At 62.2% G+C, this 15,794-nt stretch carries 18 protein-coding genes and 1 riboswitch; of the genes, 9 read left to right on the top strand and 9 right to left on the bottom strand.

Annotated elements, in window-relative coordinates:
* Positions 1 to 179: 179 nt before the first annotated feature.
* Entirely contained in the window at positions 180 to 1,100 is a 921-nt protein-coding gene (locus AB843_RS04520; protein ID WP_048645609.1) for a flagellin N-terminal helical domain-containing protein, read from the top strand.
* 53 nt (positions 1,101 to 1,153) lie between these two features.
* Positions 1,154 to 1,933 carry a biotin--[acetyl-CoA-carboxylase] ligase gene (locus AB843_RS04515; protein ID WP_048645608.1) on the top strand — a complete coding sequence of 260 codons (780 nt, stop codon included), beginning with the start codon at positions 1,154 to 1,156 and terminating at the stop codon, positions 1,931 to 1,933.
* A gap of 163 nt (positions 1,934 to 2,096) precedes the next feature.
* On the opposite strand, the gene AB843_RS04510 is transcribed toward AB843_RS04515, so the two are convergent.
* A complete protein-coding gene (locus tag AB843_RS04510) occupies positions 2,097 to 3,029 on the bottom strand; it encodes a zinc-dependent alcohol dehydrogenase family protein (protein WP_162230627.1) in 933 nt (310 codons plus the stop codon).
* Between the two features lie 101 nt (positions 3,030 to 3,130).
* On the opposite strand from AB843_RS04510, the gene AB843_RS04505 reads away from it, so the two are divergent.
* From AB843_RS04505 to AB843_RS04495, 3 genes are read left to right on the top strand one after another with little or no spacing between them, the layout of a single operon-like run.
* Positions 3,131 to 3,550, top strand: coding sequence for an acyl-CoA thioesterase (locus AB843_RS04505; protein WP_048645606.1), 420 nt, complete (start codon positions 3,131 to 3,133; stop codon positions 3,548 to 3,550).
* A gap of 28 nt (positions 3,551 to 3,578) precedes the next feature.
* Positions 3,579 to 5,123, top strand: coding sequence for an AMP-binding protein (locus tag AB843_RS04500; protein ID WP_048645605.1), 1,545 nt, complete (start codon positions 3,579 to 3,581; stop codon positions 5,121 to 5,123).
* Positions 5,098 to 6,294 (top strand): thiolase family protein, encoded by a 1,197-nt coding sequence (locus tag AB843_RS04495; protein WP_048645604.1) that lies wholly within the window; start codon positions 5,098 to 5,100, stop codon positions 6,292 to 6,294. Before AB843_RS04500 ends, AB843_RS04495 begins: the two co-directional genes overlap by 26 nt.
* Before the next feature lie 132 nt (positions 6,295 to 6,426).
* Here the strand turns inward: AB843_RS04495 and AB843_RS04490 are convergent, their stop codons facing one another.
* The 5 genes from AB843_RS04490 to AB843_RS04470 all read right to left on the bottom strand — a co-directional run bounded on the left by AB843_RS04490 (position 6,427) and on the right by AB843_RS04470 (position 9,667).
* Complete coding sequence (locus AB843_RS04490) at positions 6,427 to 6,987, bottom strand: biotin transporter BioY (RefSeq protein ID WP_048645603.1); 561 nt, start codon at positions 6,985 to 6,987, stop codon at positions 6,427 to 6,429.
* A gap of 27 nt (positions 6,988 to 7,014) precedes the next feature.
* Positions 7,015 to 7,614: an energy-coupling factor transporter transmembrane component T family protein gene (locus tag AB843_RS04485; RefSeq protein ID WP_048645602.1), complete on the bottom strand. Its 600-nt coding sequence runs from the start codon at positions 7,612 to 7,614 to the stop codon at positions 7,015 to 7,017.
* Entirely contained in the window at positions 7,611 to 8,285 is a 675-nt protein-coding gene (locus AB843_RS04480) for an energy-coupling factor ABC transporter ATP-binding protein (protein ID WP_048645601.1), read from the bottom strand. The genes AB843_RS04485 and AB843_RS04480 overlap by 4 nt, the downstream gene beginning before the upstream one ends.
* A gap of 136 nt (positions 8,286 to 8,421) precedes the next feature.
* The gene (locus tag AB843_RS04475) at positions 8,422 to 8,880 is read right to left on the bottom strand and encodes a DMT family transporter (RefSeq protein WP_082143646.1); all 459 of its coding nucleotides are present in this window, start codon (positions 8,878 to 8,880) and stop codon (positions 8,422 to 8,424) included.
* 121 nt (positions 8,881 to 9,001) lie between these two features.
* Positions 9,002 to 9,667 (bottom strand): TetR/AcrR family transcriptional regulator, encoded by a 666-nt coding sequence (locus AB843_RS04470; RefSeq protein WP_082143645.1) that lies wholly within the window; start codon positions 9,665 to 9,667, stop codon positions 9,002 to 9,004.
* 62 nt (positions 9,668 to 9,729) lie between these two features.
* On the opposite strand from AB843_RS04470, the gene AB843_RS04465 reads away from it, so the two are divergent.
* Positions 9,730 to 9,993, top strand: a complete 264-nt coding sequence (locus tag AB843_RS04465; RefSeq protein ID WP_206412787.1) for a hypothetical protein — start codon at positions 9,730 to 9,732, stop codon at positions 9,991 to 9,993.
* A 28-nt stretch (positions 9,994 to 10,021) separates the two neighbouring features.
* On the opposite strand, the gene AB843_RS04460 is transcribed toward AB843_RS04465, so the two are convergent.
* Positions 10,022 to 10,675 carry a GntR family transcriptional regulator gene (locus AB843_RS04460; protein ID WP_048645598.1) on the bottom strand — a complete coding sequence of 218 codons (654 nt, stop codon included), beginning with the start codon at positions 10,673 to 10,675 and terminating at the stop codon, positions 10,022 to 10,024.
* A gap of 120 nt (positions 10,676 to 10,795) precedes the next feature.
* On the opposite strand from AB843_RS04460, the gene AB843_RS04455 reads away from it, so the two are divergent.
* The 3 genes from AB843_RS04455 (at position 10,796) to thiO (ending at position 15,127) form a co-directional block, all read left to right on the top strand.
* A complete protein-coding gene (locus AB843_RS04455) occupies positions 10,796 to 11,959 on the top strand; it encodes a pyridoxal phosphate-dependent aminotransferase (protein ID WP_048645597.1) in 1,164 nt (387 codons plus the stop codon).
* A gap of 80 nt (positions 11,960 to 12,039) precedes the next feature.
* A riboswitch (TPP riboswitch) is annotated at positions 12,040 to 12,169 on the top strand.
* Between the two features lie 167 nt (positions 12,170 to 12,336).
* Positions 12,337 to 14,151, top strand: coding sequence for a phosphomethylpyrimidine synthase ThiC (thiC, locus tag AB843_RS04450; protein WP_048645596.1), 1,815 nt, complete (start codon positions 12,337 to 12,339; stop codon positions 14,149 to 14,151).
* A 4-nt stretch (positions 14,152 to 14,155) separates the two neighbouring features.
* Positions 14,156 to 15,127 carry a glycine oxidase ThiO gene (gene thiO, locus AB843_RS04445; protein WP_048645595.1) on the top strand — a complete coding sequence of 324 codons (972 nt, stop codon included), beginning with the start codon at positions 14,156 to 14,158 and terminating at the stop codon, positions 15,125 to 15,127.
* A gap of 4 nt (positions 15,128 to 15,131) precedes the next feature.
* On the opposite strand, the gene AB843_RS04440 is transcribed toward thiO, so the two are convergent.
* Positions 15,132 to 15,410, bottom strand: a complete 279-nt coding sequence (locus AB843_RS04440; protein WP_244467892.1) for a BrnA antitoxin family protein — start codon at positions 15,408 to 15,410, stop codon at positions 15,132 to 15,134.
* A complete protein-coding gene (locus tag AB843_RS04435; RefSeq protein ID WP_048645594.1) occupies positions 15,403 to 15,696 on the bottom strand; it encodes a BrnT family toxin in 294 nt (97 codons plus the stop codon). Before AB843_RS04435 ends, AB843_RS04440 begins: the two co-directional genes overlap by 8 nt.
* Positions 15,697 to 15,794: the final 98 nt, after the last annotated feature.

The raw sequence follows: 15,794 nt of genomic DNA, 5'->3' as shown, positions 1-15,794 counted from the left end.
GGGCTCCATTTGACTTTGACAGCCACCTCAATCCTGGCGTTCTCCTTTCATTAAGAAATAGCCGTTACGGATTGTGGCCAGCAAGATGGATCACCGCATCCGGTCGAAGGCATGAAGCCGCTCCATCTTACCGGCGAGCCCGGTATGTCATCCACAATCTCAACAGAAAGTCAGATGCCATGTCGAGCATTCTCACGAACGCGTCCGCAATGACGGCGCTTCAAACCCTGACCATGACCAACAAGAACCTTGCCCAGACGCAGAGCCGTATCGCAACGGGCATGAAGGTAGCTGAAGCGTCGGACAATGCCGCCTATTGGTCGATCGCAACGACCATGCGCTCCGACAACAAGGCAAACTCGGTTGTCCTGGACGGCCTGGGCCTTGGCGCGGGCAAGGTTGATACTGCCTATACGGCGATCAAGGATTCGATTGACGTTGTCGACCAGATCAAGCAGCAGGTTCTTAGCGCCAAGACGGCGAGCCCAGCGGATCGTGCAAAGATCCAGGATGCCATCAAGGCTTATCAGGCCCATCTGAGCGACAGCGTTGGAAATGCCAGCTATGCCGGCTCCAATCTGCTCGAGACCGATCCTGCCGGTGCCGCGAACTTGTCGATTGTTTCGTCCTACAATCGGGACGCTGCCGGCGTTGTCACGACCGGTGAGATCGCTGTCTCCCTGACGAACATTCGCCTGCTCGATTCGACCGGTGGCAACACCGGCATTCTGGACACGCTGTGGACCGGTGCAACGAACGCGGCCGTTCAGGGCATGAACGTGCTGAATCTCGATGTCACGGATGCCACGCTCGATGACGCAGCGTTCGACGAATTGCTGACCGGCATTGAAACTGTGGCCAAGGGTCTTGCCACGGGTGCGTCGGAACTCGGTGCCGCGAAGACGCGCATCGATCTCCAGTCCAATTTCATCAAGTCGCTCTCCGACGCCATGGATCGCGGCGTTGGTCAGTTGGTCGATGCCGACATGAACGAAGAATCGACCCGCCTGCAGGCACTTCAGGTGCAGCAGCAGCTCGGTATCCAGGCTCTGTCGATTGCGAATTCCAACACGCAGCAGATTCTGTCGCTGTTCAGATAAGCCGACCTGGTCCATATTGGTGAAGGGGGCGCGGAAAGCGCCCCCTTTTTTTAATGAAGGTTGATTCCGCAGCGGTCGATCTGATCAGAACGGTTTGCAATGTCATGGACGGAGTTGATGCTGAAAAGGTGATCGAGGACTACGAGGAACTCGACAGCACCAATTCAGAAGCGAAGCGGTTGGCCGACGGCGGCAAAAGCGGTGTGTTTGTGGTTTCGGCGCGCAAGCAGACCTCCGGGCGCGGCCGCTACGGGCGGGCGTGGTACGCGCCTGCAGACAATGTCGCCATGACGATAGCAGTGCCCCTTCCCTTTTCATTTCTCGGCTCGCCGACCTTGCCTCTAATGACCGGCCTGGCTGTTCACGATGTTCTGCAGACCCTGGTCGGCGATCGGGCGGCCGTGTGCATCAAGTGGCCGAACGATATCGTCGTCGACGACGCCAAGATTTCGGGAACCCTGATCGAGACCAGCGCGACACGGATCTACGTGGGAATAGGCGTGAACCTGGTGGCCGAATTGCCCGATGCCATCTATCCGACCACCTCTCTTGGCCGGTTCTGCAATATCGAACGATTGGCGCTGATCGAGATGATCGCCGATCGCTGGCTGGCGCAGTTTCAGAAGTGGACGCTGGACGGGTTTGCGCCCTTGGCGGCAATGTACACCAGCAATATCTGGCGGCGCGGCGAAGAGGTGACGATCGCGCTCAATGAGGCTCGAACCGACCGTGTTACCGGTCTTTGCCTCGGCGTCAACGAAACCGGGCTTCTGCAACTGAAACTGTCTGACGGCACCGTTCGATCGTTCTCGACGGGTGATGTCGGCGCTTAGACCGGTTCATCGTTTCGCAGAAACGCTGTCCCGGTCTATCTCGTTGTTTTTCCGCGTTTATGCAGACGTCAGGTGATTCCACCTGACTGCAAAACGCTCTAGGTCGGTTCCGATTCTCGCGCTGATGCGACAGGGTCGGGACTTGGCTTTGGCTTGCCGGCCTTCAGTTCACGATAAGCACCTTGCCCTCGGCCGAAGGGTTGATCGCGTCGCGCAATGCCGATTTCACATCGCCCAGAGCGTAGCGTTCGCGTATTCCCGACCGGATATCGCCGGTGACGATCGATGCGCTCACCTGCGCGTAAGTGCTGTGGACCTGCTCGATCGGAACCTCGCGGATCCAGTTTCGCAGATGGAACATCTTGAAGTCGATGTCGCGCCTGGCTGACCAGAATTCCGGCGGGATGGGTTGTCCCGACAAGAGGCCGTAATGGACGAACATGCCACCCTCGCGCAGAAGACAAGCAAGGGCCAGGCTTTCCCGTCCGCCGATACAATCGAATATCCTGTCGACCTTTTCGACAGCGGATGCGCTGCCGCACAAGCCTGAAAGCGCGTCACCGCCGGCGTATCGGACCACATCAGCGGACAAATGCGCGATGTTCCGCGCCGCCCGCTCACTTCGAAGGAACGCTATCGGGCGCAGCCCGACCGAATTCGCCAGCTTGACGATCATCTGGCCTATCGCGGAACCGGCGGCCGTGACGGCGATGCGCATGCCGGGACGAATTTTCGCCACCGCATGCAGCATGGCCCATGCCGTCATCGGATTGACGTAGCTCATCGCGGCCTGCTCATCATCGACACCATCGGCAACCTGCAGGCACCACGAGGGATCACAGTCCCTGACCCCCTGCCAGGCACCGGCAGAACCGATGGGAACGACCCGCGCGCCCCTTCTGCTTCCACTGACATCAGCGCCGCATGCCTCGACCACGCCGACGCCCTCGAACCCGGGAAGGAAAGGCAATTGTGTTCTTGACCGATATGCCCCAGAAATCGTGATGAGATCGGACGGGTTTATCGCCCGGACCGTCATTCGAACACGCACCTTGTCCGCCGCCAACGGACCCGGGTCGTAGCGCTCGAGTTCCACGACCTCGCGCGCGTCACCAAACTCGTGGACGATTGCCCTCTGGTGCATTGAATCCCCGTTGATTAAGGTTTGAAAGATGAAGGCAGATTGTCGGGGTTCTCATGGCTGAGGAGCAAAAGCACCATGCCCGCTTCCGCGTTTCAATGCGCCATATCGACATCTTCGGCCACGTCCACAATTCCGTTTATCTCGATTACTGCCAGGACGCCATCGTCGAGTATCTTCACGCGTCGGGGCTTTATCAGCATTTTCGACACGGAGACCCTGATATCGGCTATCACGTCAAGAAGGCCGAGATCACCTTCCATAGCCCCGTCGGTGTCGATGATGTGGTCGACGCGCGCGTTCGCATTGCCCATCTGGGCACATCCAGCCTGGCCTTCGAGATAAACCTCGCGCGCGCGGAAACCGGAAAAAATTGTGCGACAGGCATGATCGTCTGGGTCTGCGTCGACCTCAAGGCGGGCCGGCCCAGACCTGTTCCCGAATTGACCGCCGCGGCTCTGCGCAGCGCGCCCTGACGCCCTCACCCTTGCCAAGGCTTTCGCCATGCCGTTTCACCTGGAGATCGACCATCATGCCGCCGTCACGCCGGACAAGCCGGCATTCGTGCTCGATGGTCAGATCCGCACCTATGCCGACCTTGCGAGCCGCTCGAGGTCTTTCGCCTCATACATCGCGACATTGCCGGGGACGCGGGACGGGCAGTCGGTTCCCGGTGGCGTCAGGAAGATAACGGCGCTCGACCTTGGAAACCACCCTCTCTTTGCCGAGCTGTTCGTCGGCGCCACCACGGGGAAGAATGCCTGCGCGGTGCTTGATCCCACGATGCCGGCGACCCAGCTCGAGGAAATACTGACCAGGCTCCGGCCTGACCTGATCGTAACCGGGACGATGAATTCGAATGCGGCGAAAATCGCCGCGAGGATGGGGCTGGCGATCGAGCTGGCGTCATCGTTCGATCGTCTTGCGCAGGGAGATCAACCGGCAGCGGCCGGCGATGCCGATGTTGACGCTGATGGCGACGATACGTTCCTGGTGAGTTTCACCTCGGGAACCACGGCGCTGCCGAAGGCCTACAGTCGGTCGCGCGCCTCGTGGCGGGCAAGCTTTTCAAGGGGCCGGTCCCTCTTCGGATTGGAGAATGGTCCAACGACGTGCTGTCCCGGTGCCCTCGCCCACGGCTTGGCGCTCTACGCATTGGCCGAAGCCCTGCATAGCGGCGGCACGTTCCACTCGATCAGGCAGTGGCAGGCCGAAGGCGTCGCCGATCTGCTGAGCCGTGAGGGCATTCAAAGGTTCGTCGCGGTCCCGACGATGATCAGCGGCCTTGCCAAAACCGCCATCGCGAAGCCGGGCGGGTTTCCAATGATCCGCAATGTCCTGACGGCCGGGTCCAAGCTGGGCAGCAAACAGGTTGGCCAAATGCGCGCGATGTTCCCGAACGCGCGCATCATGGAGTATTACGGCGCATCGGAACTCGGTTTCATCTCCGTGTCGACCGTCGTCCCCTTCGATGCCGAGACACCCCTCCAGACGGTGGGAAAGCCGTTTCCGGGCGTCGGGCTCAGCATCCGCAATTCGGGTGGACAAGTGCTCGGCCCAGGCGAGGTCGGAACGATCCATGTGCACAGTGACCTGATCTGCGACGGGTATTTGTGGGGCGACGACGGTAAGGCGTTTCGGGCAGACGCCGGCGGCGCAACGGTGGGCGATATCGGCGAACTCGACGGGAACGGAGCTTTGAGGGTTATCGGCCGTGAGGGCGGCATGGTGGTCACCGGTGGTTTCAATGTCTATCCTTCGGAGATAGAGACCGCGCTGCGCAATATCGCCGATGTCGATGAAGCCGTCGTGCTGGGTGTCGAGGACGATCATCTGGGAACGCGGCTCGTCGCGGTTTTAAGCGGCAGTTTCGAAGACGGCGACGGCGTCCTTTCAGCCGCGGGCACATTCCTGCCCCGCTATAAACTGCCGAGAAATCTTTTCCGGACGCAGTCCTGGCCGGTCACGACGAGTGGGAAGATCGCCAGGGGCAAGGTCGCGGAAGCTCTGCGGAAAGGCCAGTATGCAGCTGTCGAAACATCCAGTTGACGCCGATCGGCAACCGGTCGTCGTCGCGGCCTTCCGCACGGCGGTGGGGCGGGCGTTCGGCGCGTTCGAGGCGCTCGAACCGCAGGATCTCGTCGCCCCGGTAATCCGTCATATGATCGGGCAAGTCGGCTTTGAGCCGGACGCGGTCGATGACGTGATTTTGGGCAATGCGACGGCCGGAGGCGGCAACATTGCCCGCTTGTCCGCATTGGCGTCCGGCCTCCCCGTCACGGTTCCGGGCGTCACCGTTGATCGTCAGTGCGGGTCCGGGCTCGAGGCGGTCATTCTCGCATCGAGAATGGTGCAGGCCGGCGCCGGCGAGTGCTACCTGGCCGGCGGCGTCGAATCGGTCAGCAGAGCGCCATGGCGCGTCGAGAAGCCGCGTGGAAAAGCCGGCCTCCCTCGCTTCTATGGCCGGGCTCGGTTTTCTCCCGACGACATAGGCGACCCGGAAATGGGTGTCGCGGCTGAGAATGTCGCGCGCGCATGCGGTGTTTCGCGCGAGCGGCAGGACCTTTTCGCCCTTTCCAGCCATGAAAAGGCCGTCACGGCGATGGACGCGGGGGCTTACGATCAGGAGATCGTGCCGGTCGAGAGCGGAGGGATGCTTATAGAGCGCGATGAGTGCCCACGCCGGAACGCATCGATGGAGGCGCTGTCGGCACTTCCGCCCGTCTTTGTCGACAACGGGACCGTCACGGCCGGCAATGCGTGCCCGTTGAACGATGGCGCGTCCGTGACCCTGATCACGAGCCGGCGCCTTGCACGCACGCTCGGCGTCAAAAAGGGACTGATGTTCATCGACGCCGCGTCGGCCGGTGTCGATCCAAATCTCCTGGGACTGGGGCCGGTCGGATCGACGCAGCGCCTGCTGCGGCGCCAACCCGCGCTTGCCCTGAAAGACATCGACCTCGTTGAATTCAATGAGGCGTTCGCCGCGCAGGTCCTCGGATCGATCGACCGGCTTGATATCGCGGCCGAACGGGTCAACCGCGAAGGCGGTGCCCTTGCCCTTGGGCATCCGTTCGGCGCATCGGGCGCCATTCTGGTGACACGGCTTTTCTCCCAGTTCGCGCGTCGCCAGACCGACGGCGCGCTGGGCATGGCGATGCTGGGAATTGGTGGGGGGCTGGGACTGACGGCGCTCTTTCAATGGGTCGAGGAGCTCTGAATTGGGTGTGCGGGTTCGTTTCCACAACAAGTGTGGATAGGCTCTGCAAACCGATCGCTCTCCATCATCACCTCCTGTTTGCAGAAACCGGCAATTCGACGGCCGGTTCCTGAAACCTGCAAGCCCCGATGATCACGTAGCCGGCGCTTTTTCCCGCTCGATGATCGGATAGGAGCAGCGGACGGCCATGGCGATAAAGGAGGCAAGGATGGCCTTGGCAATATCGCCGGGCACGAAAGCGAGAGAACTTATCGCAGCTTCAACGAGGTTGAGGCCGAGCAGAGCCGCCATCCACGGAATGCCCATCAGATTGCTGATGCCCAATGCGCCGATCAGGGAGAAGGCGATGGTCTTCAGAAGCGTCAGATTTCTCCAGTAGCGCTCAACCATATAGCCGACAAAGAGCGCGATCAGCGGCCAAGCGAGCAGGTAGCCGGCCGACGGGCCCAGGAACACGCCAAAGCCGCCACGGCCCCCGGCCAGCAGAGGCAGGCCAACCGCCACCAAAACGACGAAGAGAAGCTGCGAGAGGAACCCTCGCCTTGCCCCAAGAATTGTTCCGGCAAGCAAAGGACCTATGCTCTGCACGCTGATGGGCACGCCCGTAACAGGCAATGGGAATGGCGGGAACAACCCTACCGCAGCCGTGACGGCTGCAAACAACGCAATATAGACGATATCCTTGGTCGACATGTTCTTTCTCTTTCAACTTTGGGTAATCTATGGATCGTAACCGCGCGCATCGATGGCATTTGCTACGTCATCCGCCATTTTCAGCGTTCTGATGATCACGGGCAGTGCGACGGCTATCACGCTCCATTCCAGTCCCCGTGCGCGCTGCGCCTCCCGGACCTCGGACGTTATCTTCGCGACGACGGGAATGAAGCGCAGGGCGAGTGACAGGCCAAGGCTGATTTTCGCCGGATTGACGCCGATCACTCTCATCCAGCCTATCCGCCTTTCGATGGCGTCGATCATCTCCGATGCGGGTGTGGTGAGGGTCACAAGCGATGCCAGGAGCAGCAGTGCGACGAACCGCGAAACGACCATGCCGGCGAAAGCCACATCGCGCGTAAAGAGCTGAAAGACGAAGATCAGCACGAAAATCCAGACGATCGGGCGAACTTGCGCAACCATAATCCCCATCGGGATCCTGGCGACGCGATACAGCACGATGGTGGCGGCCAGGATGGTGATCATGATCAAGAGATCAGGAACCAGAAAGAGGGCCGTACCGCCGATCACCAGAATCAGGACCTTGGAGCCCGCCGGCATCCTGTGGATCGGCGATTCCCTGTGAACGTAGTTTCCAAGACTCATGAGAGCCTCTCGACATAGCGCGCCAATGCCGTCGATGGCGTGTCGTCGATGACCACGCGGCAATCCTCGAAAACGATCACGCGATCGAAGTTTCTCAGGAAATCGAGATCATGCGAGACGACGATGGCGGTCTGCTCCAGGGAATCGATGACTTCGGCGATGCGTCTCTTGTTGCGCAGGTCGAGCAGAGTGGTGGGTTCATCGAGGACGACGTAGCGGGGCTCCATGGCAAGAACCCCGGAGATCGCGATGAGCTGCTTTTGCCCGCCGCTCAAATGGTGGGACGCATGCTTCCTGAAGGCGAGCAGGTCATACCGGCTCAAGGCCTCGGTTACCTTCTGCTCGATCACCTCCGGCGGAAGCTTGAGATTCTTCAGCCCGAAGGCCAAATCCTCGTCAACAACGGGGAATACGATCTGATTGTCGGGGTTCTGGAAGACAAAGCCGACCCTTTTCCGGATTTGCTTGCCATCCTTCTTCGTGTCGAACCCATCGACCACAACCGTTCCCTCCGTCGGCAGTTGGAGTCCATTGAGAAGGCGGGCGAAACTGCTCTTGCCGGACCCGTTCGAACCGACGATGGCAATCCGCTTCTCCGACAGCGTCAAGCTGACATCGCGAAGCACCGACAGGCTGTCATAGTTCAGGGAAACGTTTCTTATTTCGATCATCTGCCGTCTTTGCACTGAAGCCCGATGTATACTTGGTTCTGCCGAGTTACGGTTTTATTCGCGTGCCGTCTCGAATTTGATTTTCAGTTCAGTGGGAACTTCCGGATGGGAAACCGTTCCGAACCAGCGTGGCTCTTCACACCTTGAGGTTGGCATGCGGAGCCCCTCGCCTGGAAAGGACGAGCACGTTGCCTGTGACGACGAGAAGCATTCCAAGAACAGTGTTCAGTTCCCACATCAATCCCTCTAGCGCCGTGGAGACGGCCAGGGCGCAAACGGGTGTCGCTACGATGGAATAGGCGGCCCTCTCCGGGCCTATGCGTCCCACGATGACGAAGTATGCGCCATAGCCTATGACGGTTCCGAGCGCCGCCAGGCAGAGCAGTGAAGCAACGTAGGCGAAACTGAAATCAAACACCATTGGTGTTTCGGCTATTGTCTCGGCCAGCGCGAGAAAGATCGTACCATACCCCATGGCGAGACCGGTGAGTTGCAGATTGCGTTTGCCAGGCGACTGGGAGCCTTTGCGGTTCGCCGGAAACGGCTGAGATCGTCGATCCTCGCGCGCTGACTGCTCGGGATGCGAACCACGCATCCGGACAATCCGGAGCTCGGCGCATCTGGCGCGTGATGCCGCTTGGCAACTGTAAAGATCATACAGAGCCACTACGCGCTTCCCGAAGGTGCGAATTCCCGCTCCGCATCAATGGTGCGGGCTACAGCAATGGTCTTCCCGGTTCCGAATTCTGCGGCCTGGACGGAGTGGCCGGGGCACTGACCGAGAAATCATCCAGGGTATCCGCCGGCGGGAGGTAACCGTGAATGAGGCGACGGGCTGCGTCCCCTGCCGCCTCCATGTACGATGGGTCGCGATGCAACAGAACCGTGGAGAACGAACCGTCGAGGAGCAAAATGATCTGGCGGGCAGCGGCTTGGCTGGAGCTTGCCAATCCAGCCTTCGCCAGTTCCGTGCAAAGCCAATCCTCAACGCGCTTCTTATGCGTCCGCGCCGCCAGGACCGCGGGGTGACCGGGCGTTTTCACGAGTTCGACAGATGTGCGAAGAAACCCGCAGCCCTTCCATTTCGGATGCCGCGCGGCAAGGGCGAGATTGCGGAAAATGCCTTCCACCTTTTCCGCCAGGCCGCCGTCGGTTTCGTAGAACCACCGCTTGAACATGGCTAGATTGGGCTGGTCGCGCGCCTGCAGGTAAGCGGCGATGACATCGTCCTTGCTGCGAAAATGATAATACAGCGTCCTCTTCGTGAGGCCCGCTTCCGCGGCCACCATGTCGACGCTCACGTCCCGAACGCCCTCACCCTGAAAGAGCTTGGCGGCTGCGTTGACAATGCGGTCACGAGTCGGGAGATTTTTGCTGGCCATGCTATATGGTATACCGAACAGTGGATATACACAACACCATACGGAACGCGATATTGATGCGAATGGCTTCAGTCACCGCCCCCATTCTCGCGATCACCATGTCCGATGACGAGATCGGCACCGTTCCGGCAATTCGGCGAACGCTTCGCTGCTACACCGGCGCGCAGCGGACGGCCGTACTCCTGCATCCAGGCCATATGGGAAGGCCGGAAGTCGGACACTTCAGCTTGTTCCACGACAGTCACGCCGCTGGCTTCTGGATCGACACGCTGTTCTGGCTGCGGGACGGAATCAATCCTTGGCCTGGGCGCACGTTCGCCTTGTGAACGCGCGAGCTTTTCCGCCGGACGGGCTTCAGGCAATTTTCGCTGACAGGAGCTTGTGAAGCGCCTGGCCGGCATCGGCGATATGCGCCGACAGGATCGCCAGCGCCGCCGCCTCGTCCCGGCGGCGGCAAGCGTCGAGCAGCGCCTGGTGCTCCGCATGCGATTGCCGCACATAGTCGAGCTGCAGCGCCGCCAGCCGCATGTAGCGGTCCGCCAGATCGTTGAGCCCGGAAATATGGGCGAGCAGCCGCGGCCGTGCGCAGGGTTCGTACAGCGTCATGTGAAACGCCTTGTTGAGCGCGCCGAATTCCTTGATAGAGGCGTGCTCCGCCTGCTCGTGGATGGCGCCCGCCCGCTCGATCTGCCGGTTGGTCAGTTCGGGAATGGAAAGCTTCAGCGCCAGCCCCTCGGCGGCGCCGCGCATCTCGTAGATTTCCTGGAACTCGCCGGCATCGAGCGGCGCGACGATGGCGCCGCGATTGGGCATCATCTGCACCAGCCCTTCGGCCTCGAGAAGACGCAATGCGTCGCGCACCGGCATGCGGCTGGTGCCGTAGCTGTCGGCGATCTTCTCCTGGCGCAGCGCCGCGCCGGCGGCAAGGCCACCCGAGACGATCTCCCACCTGAGGCCGGCGGCGATGCGTTCGGCCTGCTCGCCGCGTTTTTCCGTTGCTTGGTCCATGTGTGGGTCCATGCCTGTCCAAACCGCCGATGCCGATCGGTCTGTCTAATCCCGACGATGATTGACATCAATTCACTTTTCTGTATCCAATTTAATGTAGTGGATACGAAAGGAGAAGCCATGACTGTTGAGCGACTGCGTCACATTCCCGGCATTGGCGTCGACAAGATGGGCGACGCCGCCGATGCGGCCGGCAGCGCCGAGATGCTGCGGCTGGAAAATCTCGACACCGATATTGCCCCGCCGCGCGAGGCGATCGCCGCGACGCGGGCGGCGATCAACCGCGACGACGCCAACAGCTACCTGCCCTTTTTCGGCATCGATGCGCTGCGTCAGGCAGCCTGCGCGCGGCTGGGCGAGACCACCGGCGTTTCCTATGACTGGAAAAGCCAGTGCGTGATTTCGGCCGGCGGGCTTTCGGGCATCCTCAATGCGCTGCTGGCAATGCTCGAGCCGGGCGACGAGGTGATCATCACCGACCCCGCCTATGCCGGCTTGTTGAACCGCATCCGGCTGGCCGGCGGCGTGCCGCGCCTGGTGCCACTGGCGGTGATCGACGGCGGCTGGCGGCTCGATCTGGAGGCCCTGGCGAAGGCCGCCAACGACAAGACCAAAGCCGTCCTCACCATGAGCCCATCCATGCCGTCCGGCATCGTCCACACACGGGCCGAGTGGGAGGCAATCGCCGATGTGGTGCGTAGGACCGGGGCCTGGCTGCTGCACGACGCGGCGATGGAGCGCATTCTCTTCACCGGCGAGCCGGTCATTCATCCGGCCAGTCTCGACGGGCTGGCGGAGCGTACGGTGAGCGTCGGCTGCGTGTCGAAGGAGTACCGCATGATCGGCTGGCGCGTCGGCTGGGTGACCGGCCCGCGCGCCATCATGAACGACATCGGCCTGGTCAGCCTATCGAATGTCGTCTGCCAGGTGGGCATCGCCATGCCGGGCGCGGCGGCGGCCATCACCGCGCCGAACGATGGCATCGCCGCAGCCACCGCCAAATGGCGGGCGCGGCGCGACGTGATCCTCGACGAGCTTGCCGGTCTGCCGGTGGTGCGCCCCGATGGCGGCTGGTCGCTGCTGATCGACACGGTGGCGCTCGGCATGAAGCCGGCGGATGCTTCCAGGCTTCTGTTCGACAAGGGGCTGATTGCCGCCACGCCGATGACCGGTTGGGGCGACGAAGCGCGCGCCGGGCGCTATCTGCGCTTCGTCTTTGCCAATGAACCGGTCAAGCGCCTGACGGGGATTGGCGAGCGGGTGCGGCGCGCCTGGGGCGTTTGACGGGCGGAGGGCTTCGAACGCGCCTTCCAAATCGCCTCCATTACCCGGCTTGACAACCATCCCTCCCATCGCCCACCCTAGAGGCTCACCTGGGGGGTCCCGCCAAGGGGCTGAGATTCTGCTGGCATGTGCTTCGGCATCATGCAGCGCAGTGACCCGATGAACCTGATCCAGTTCATACTGGCGTAGGGATGGTGTTAGCCTCGCGGGTCACATGCTCATTGCAATCGATGGGCGGGAATCCAAGAAAGACCAGCGACGCTTTTCCTCCTCTCGGCGAAGAACTGGGTCTCCATTGCGTTGAGAAGGCGCATTTGTGCTGCGCCGGGCTCGCCGCCCGGCTGCAAAATGCACGTCAAGCAGAGGAGGCTCCGACCATGGATGCTTTTGCCCCGACCGTCACCACCGGCGCGCTCCCCGCGTCGCGAAAGATCTACAAACCCGGCACGCTGCACCCCGACATCCGTGTGCCGATGCGCGAGATTTCCGTCCATCCAAGCGCCGGCGAACCGCCGGTCATCGTCTACGATTCCTCCGGCCCCTACACGGACCCCGACGCGCTGATCGCCATCGACAAGGGCCTGCCGCGCCCGCGCGAAGCGTGGGTCAGGGCGCGCGGCGACGTGGAGGAGTATCAGGGCCGGACAATCACGCCGGCCGACAACGGCTTCGTTTCCGGCGAGCGGCTGACGCCGGAATTCCCCGTGCGCCATCGGCCGCTCAGGGCGAAGGCAGGCAAGGCCGTCACCCAGCTTGCCTATGCGCGGGCCGGCATCGTCACGCCGGAGATGGAGTTCGTGGCGATCCGTGAAAATCTCGGCCGCGCCGCCGCCAAGCGGGCGCTTGAGCGCGACGGCGAGAGTTTTGGCGCGGCGATCCCCGATTTCGTCACGCCGGAATTCGTCCGCGACGAGGTGGCGCGCGGGCGGGCGATCATTCCGTCGAACATCAATCACCCCGAATGCGAACCGATGGCCATCGGCCGGAATTTCCTGGTCAAGATCAACGCCAATATCGGCAACTCCGCCGTCACCTCCTCGATGGCCGAGGAAGTGGAGAAGATGGTCTGGGCGACGCGCTGGGGCGGCGACACGGTGATGGATCTGTCGACCGGCCGCAACATCCACAACATCCGCGACTGGATCATCCGCAACGCGCCGGTGCCGATCGGCACGGTGCCGATCTACCAGGCGCTGGAGAAGGTGAACGGCATCGCCGAGGACCTCAACTGGGAGGTGTTCCGCGACACGCTGATCGAGCAGGCCGAGCAGGGCGTCGACTATTTCACCATCCATGCCGGCGTGCGGCTGCACTACATTCCGCTGACGGTCGACCGGGTGACCGGCATCGTCTCGCGCGGTGGCTCGATCATGGCCAAGTGGTGTCTGCACCACCACAAGGAGAGCTTTCTCTACGAGCACTTCGAGGAAATCTGCGACATCTGCCGCACCTATGACGTCTCCTTCTCGCTTGGCGACGGTCTCCGCCCCGGCTCCATCGCCGACGCCAATGACGCGGCGCAGTTCGCCGAATTGGAAACGCTTGGGGAACTGACGCAGATCGCCTGGGCGAAGGACTGCCAGGTGATGATCGAGGGTCCCGGCCACGTGCCGATGCACAAGATCAAGGAGAACATGGACAAGCAGCTCGAAGTCTGCGGCGAGGCCCCCTTCTACACGCTCGGGCCGCTCACCACGGACATCGCGCCGGGTTACGACCACATCACAAGCGGAATCGGTGCGGCGATGATCGGCTGGTTCGGCACGGCCATGCTCTGCTACGTCACGCCGAAGGAGCATCTGGGCCTGCCCGACCGCGACGATGTGAAGACGGGCGTCATCACCTACAAGATCGCGGCGCACGCTGCCGATCTCGCCAAGGGGCATCCGGCATCGAAGATCCGCGACGACGCGCTCTCCCGCGCCCGCTTCGAATTCCGCTGGGAAGACCAGTTCAACCTGTCTCTCGACCCGGAAACGGCGCGCAACTTCCACGACCAGACCCTGCCCAAGGAGGCGCATAAAGTGGCGCATTTCTGTTCCATGTGCGGGCCGAAATTCTGCTCCATGCGCATCTCTCATGACATCCGCGCGGAAGCGCAGAAGGAGGGCATGGCGAAGATGGCGGAGAAGTTCCGCGAGGGCGGCGACCTCTACATGCCGCTGGAGACGGCGGCGGAGCACGAGGGCTGAGGCGATGCGGGTCCTGATCCGCGGAGCCGGCGTTGCCGGCCTCACGCTGGCGCATGAACTGGCGCGGCAAGGTGTTGCCGTCACGATCACCGACATCAGGGCCGATGCCGCCGGCGGCGCCTCGTGGCTTGCCGGCGGCATGCTGGCGCCGTGGTGCGAGCGCGAAAGCGCCGAGGCGCCGGTGCTGACGCTCGGGCGGGTGGCGGCGGACTGGTGGGACAGCGCCCTGCCCGGCCCCCCGCCCCGCCATGTGACGCGCAACGGCACGCTGGTCGTCGCGCCGGCGCGCGATGTGGGCGAGCTTGCCCGTTTTGCCGCCCGCACCGGCGGACACGACTGGCTGGACAGTGCGGGCGTGGCGGCGTTGGAGCCCGACCTGGCGGGCCGTTTCCAGCGTGGATTGTTCTTCCCCGGCGAAGCGCATCTCGATCCGCGTCGCGCGCTCGTTGCGCTGCGCCACAGGCTGGTGGCCATGGGCGTCAAGGTTCATTTCGGCAGCGAGACGGTTTTTCGCGCCGATGTCGAAGCCGACTGCACCGGAATGGCGGCGCAGGACGCGGCGCTGCGCGGCGTGCGCGGGGAAATGCTGATCCTTCATGCCCCCGATGTGACGCTGTCGCGGCCGGTGCGGCTGCTGCATCCGCGCATTCCCCTCTACATCGTGCCGCGCGCGGATCAGCGTTTCATGGTCGGCGCGACGATGATCGAAAGCGACGATCCCGGTCCCATCAGCGCGCGGTCCATGATGGAGTTGTTGAATGCCGCCTACAGCCTGCATCCGGGTTTCGGCGAAGCGAAGATCGTCGAGACGGGCGTCGGCATCCGCCCGGCCTATGCCGACAACCTGCCACGCGTGACGCGGACGCAACGTGGCGTCCGCGTCAACGGGCTCTACCGGCACGGCTTCCTGCTGTCGCCGGCGATGGCGCGGCAGGCGGCAGCGATGATCTTGAGCGTGGAGGTTCCGGTTTGTTGAATGCCTATCCTGCTTTCTTGAGGCCTGCGGCTTCGCGCAAGGCATCGTTCATGCGGGTTTGCCAACCCGGACCGCTGGCGCGGAAATGCTCGATGACATCCGGATCGAGCCGCAGTTTGACTGGACGCTTGCCGTTTTCCAGCGGCGGCCGGCCACGTCGGCGAATGAGATCGTCGGCTGGCGGATTATCGGGATCGGCAACAGCGTCCGCTGTGATCGCCGCATCTTCCGCGTCGGTGATCTCGGCGAGATTCTTCAGAGCGATGCGGCGGGCCTCAGCCATCTGCTTCCGTTTGCTCAACATAGCGCCCGATTTCTCTCCTGTTGGCTTTACGCAGCGAGATGACATGACATGTTTCGGCGCGCAGGGTGAAGACGAGAACATGGAGCCTGTGGCCAATGACACCCAACGCCACCTGCCGTTGCTCGCCGTAATCCTTCCGGTCATCGACAGCAATAACCGCCGAACCGAACACGAATTCGCCCGCGGCATCGCAGGAAAGCCCGCGCAGGGCAACATTGCGCTCGTTCTTGGCGGGATCCCAGGAAAAGCGCCGGGGCGTTTTCATATTAAATGTACCCCCATAAAATATCTGCCGCAAGGGGCGGGTTCAAAAATGCGCTGCCCTTACAGATATCATGATCAGATTGCCGTCCAGGGAGTTCT

The sequence above is a fragment of the Nitratireductor soli genome, from assembly GCF_001050155.1.
In the GTDB taxonomy this organism is placed as follows: domain Bacteria; phylum Pseudomonadota; class Alphaproteobacteria; order Rhizobiales; family Rhizobiaceae; genus Nitratireductor; species Nitratireductor soli.
This window is presented reverse-complemented; position numbering and strand designations above follow the sequence as displayed.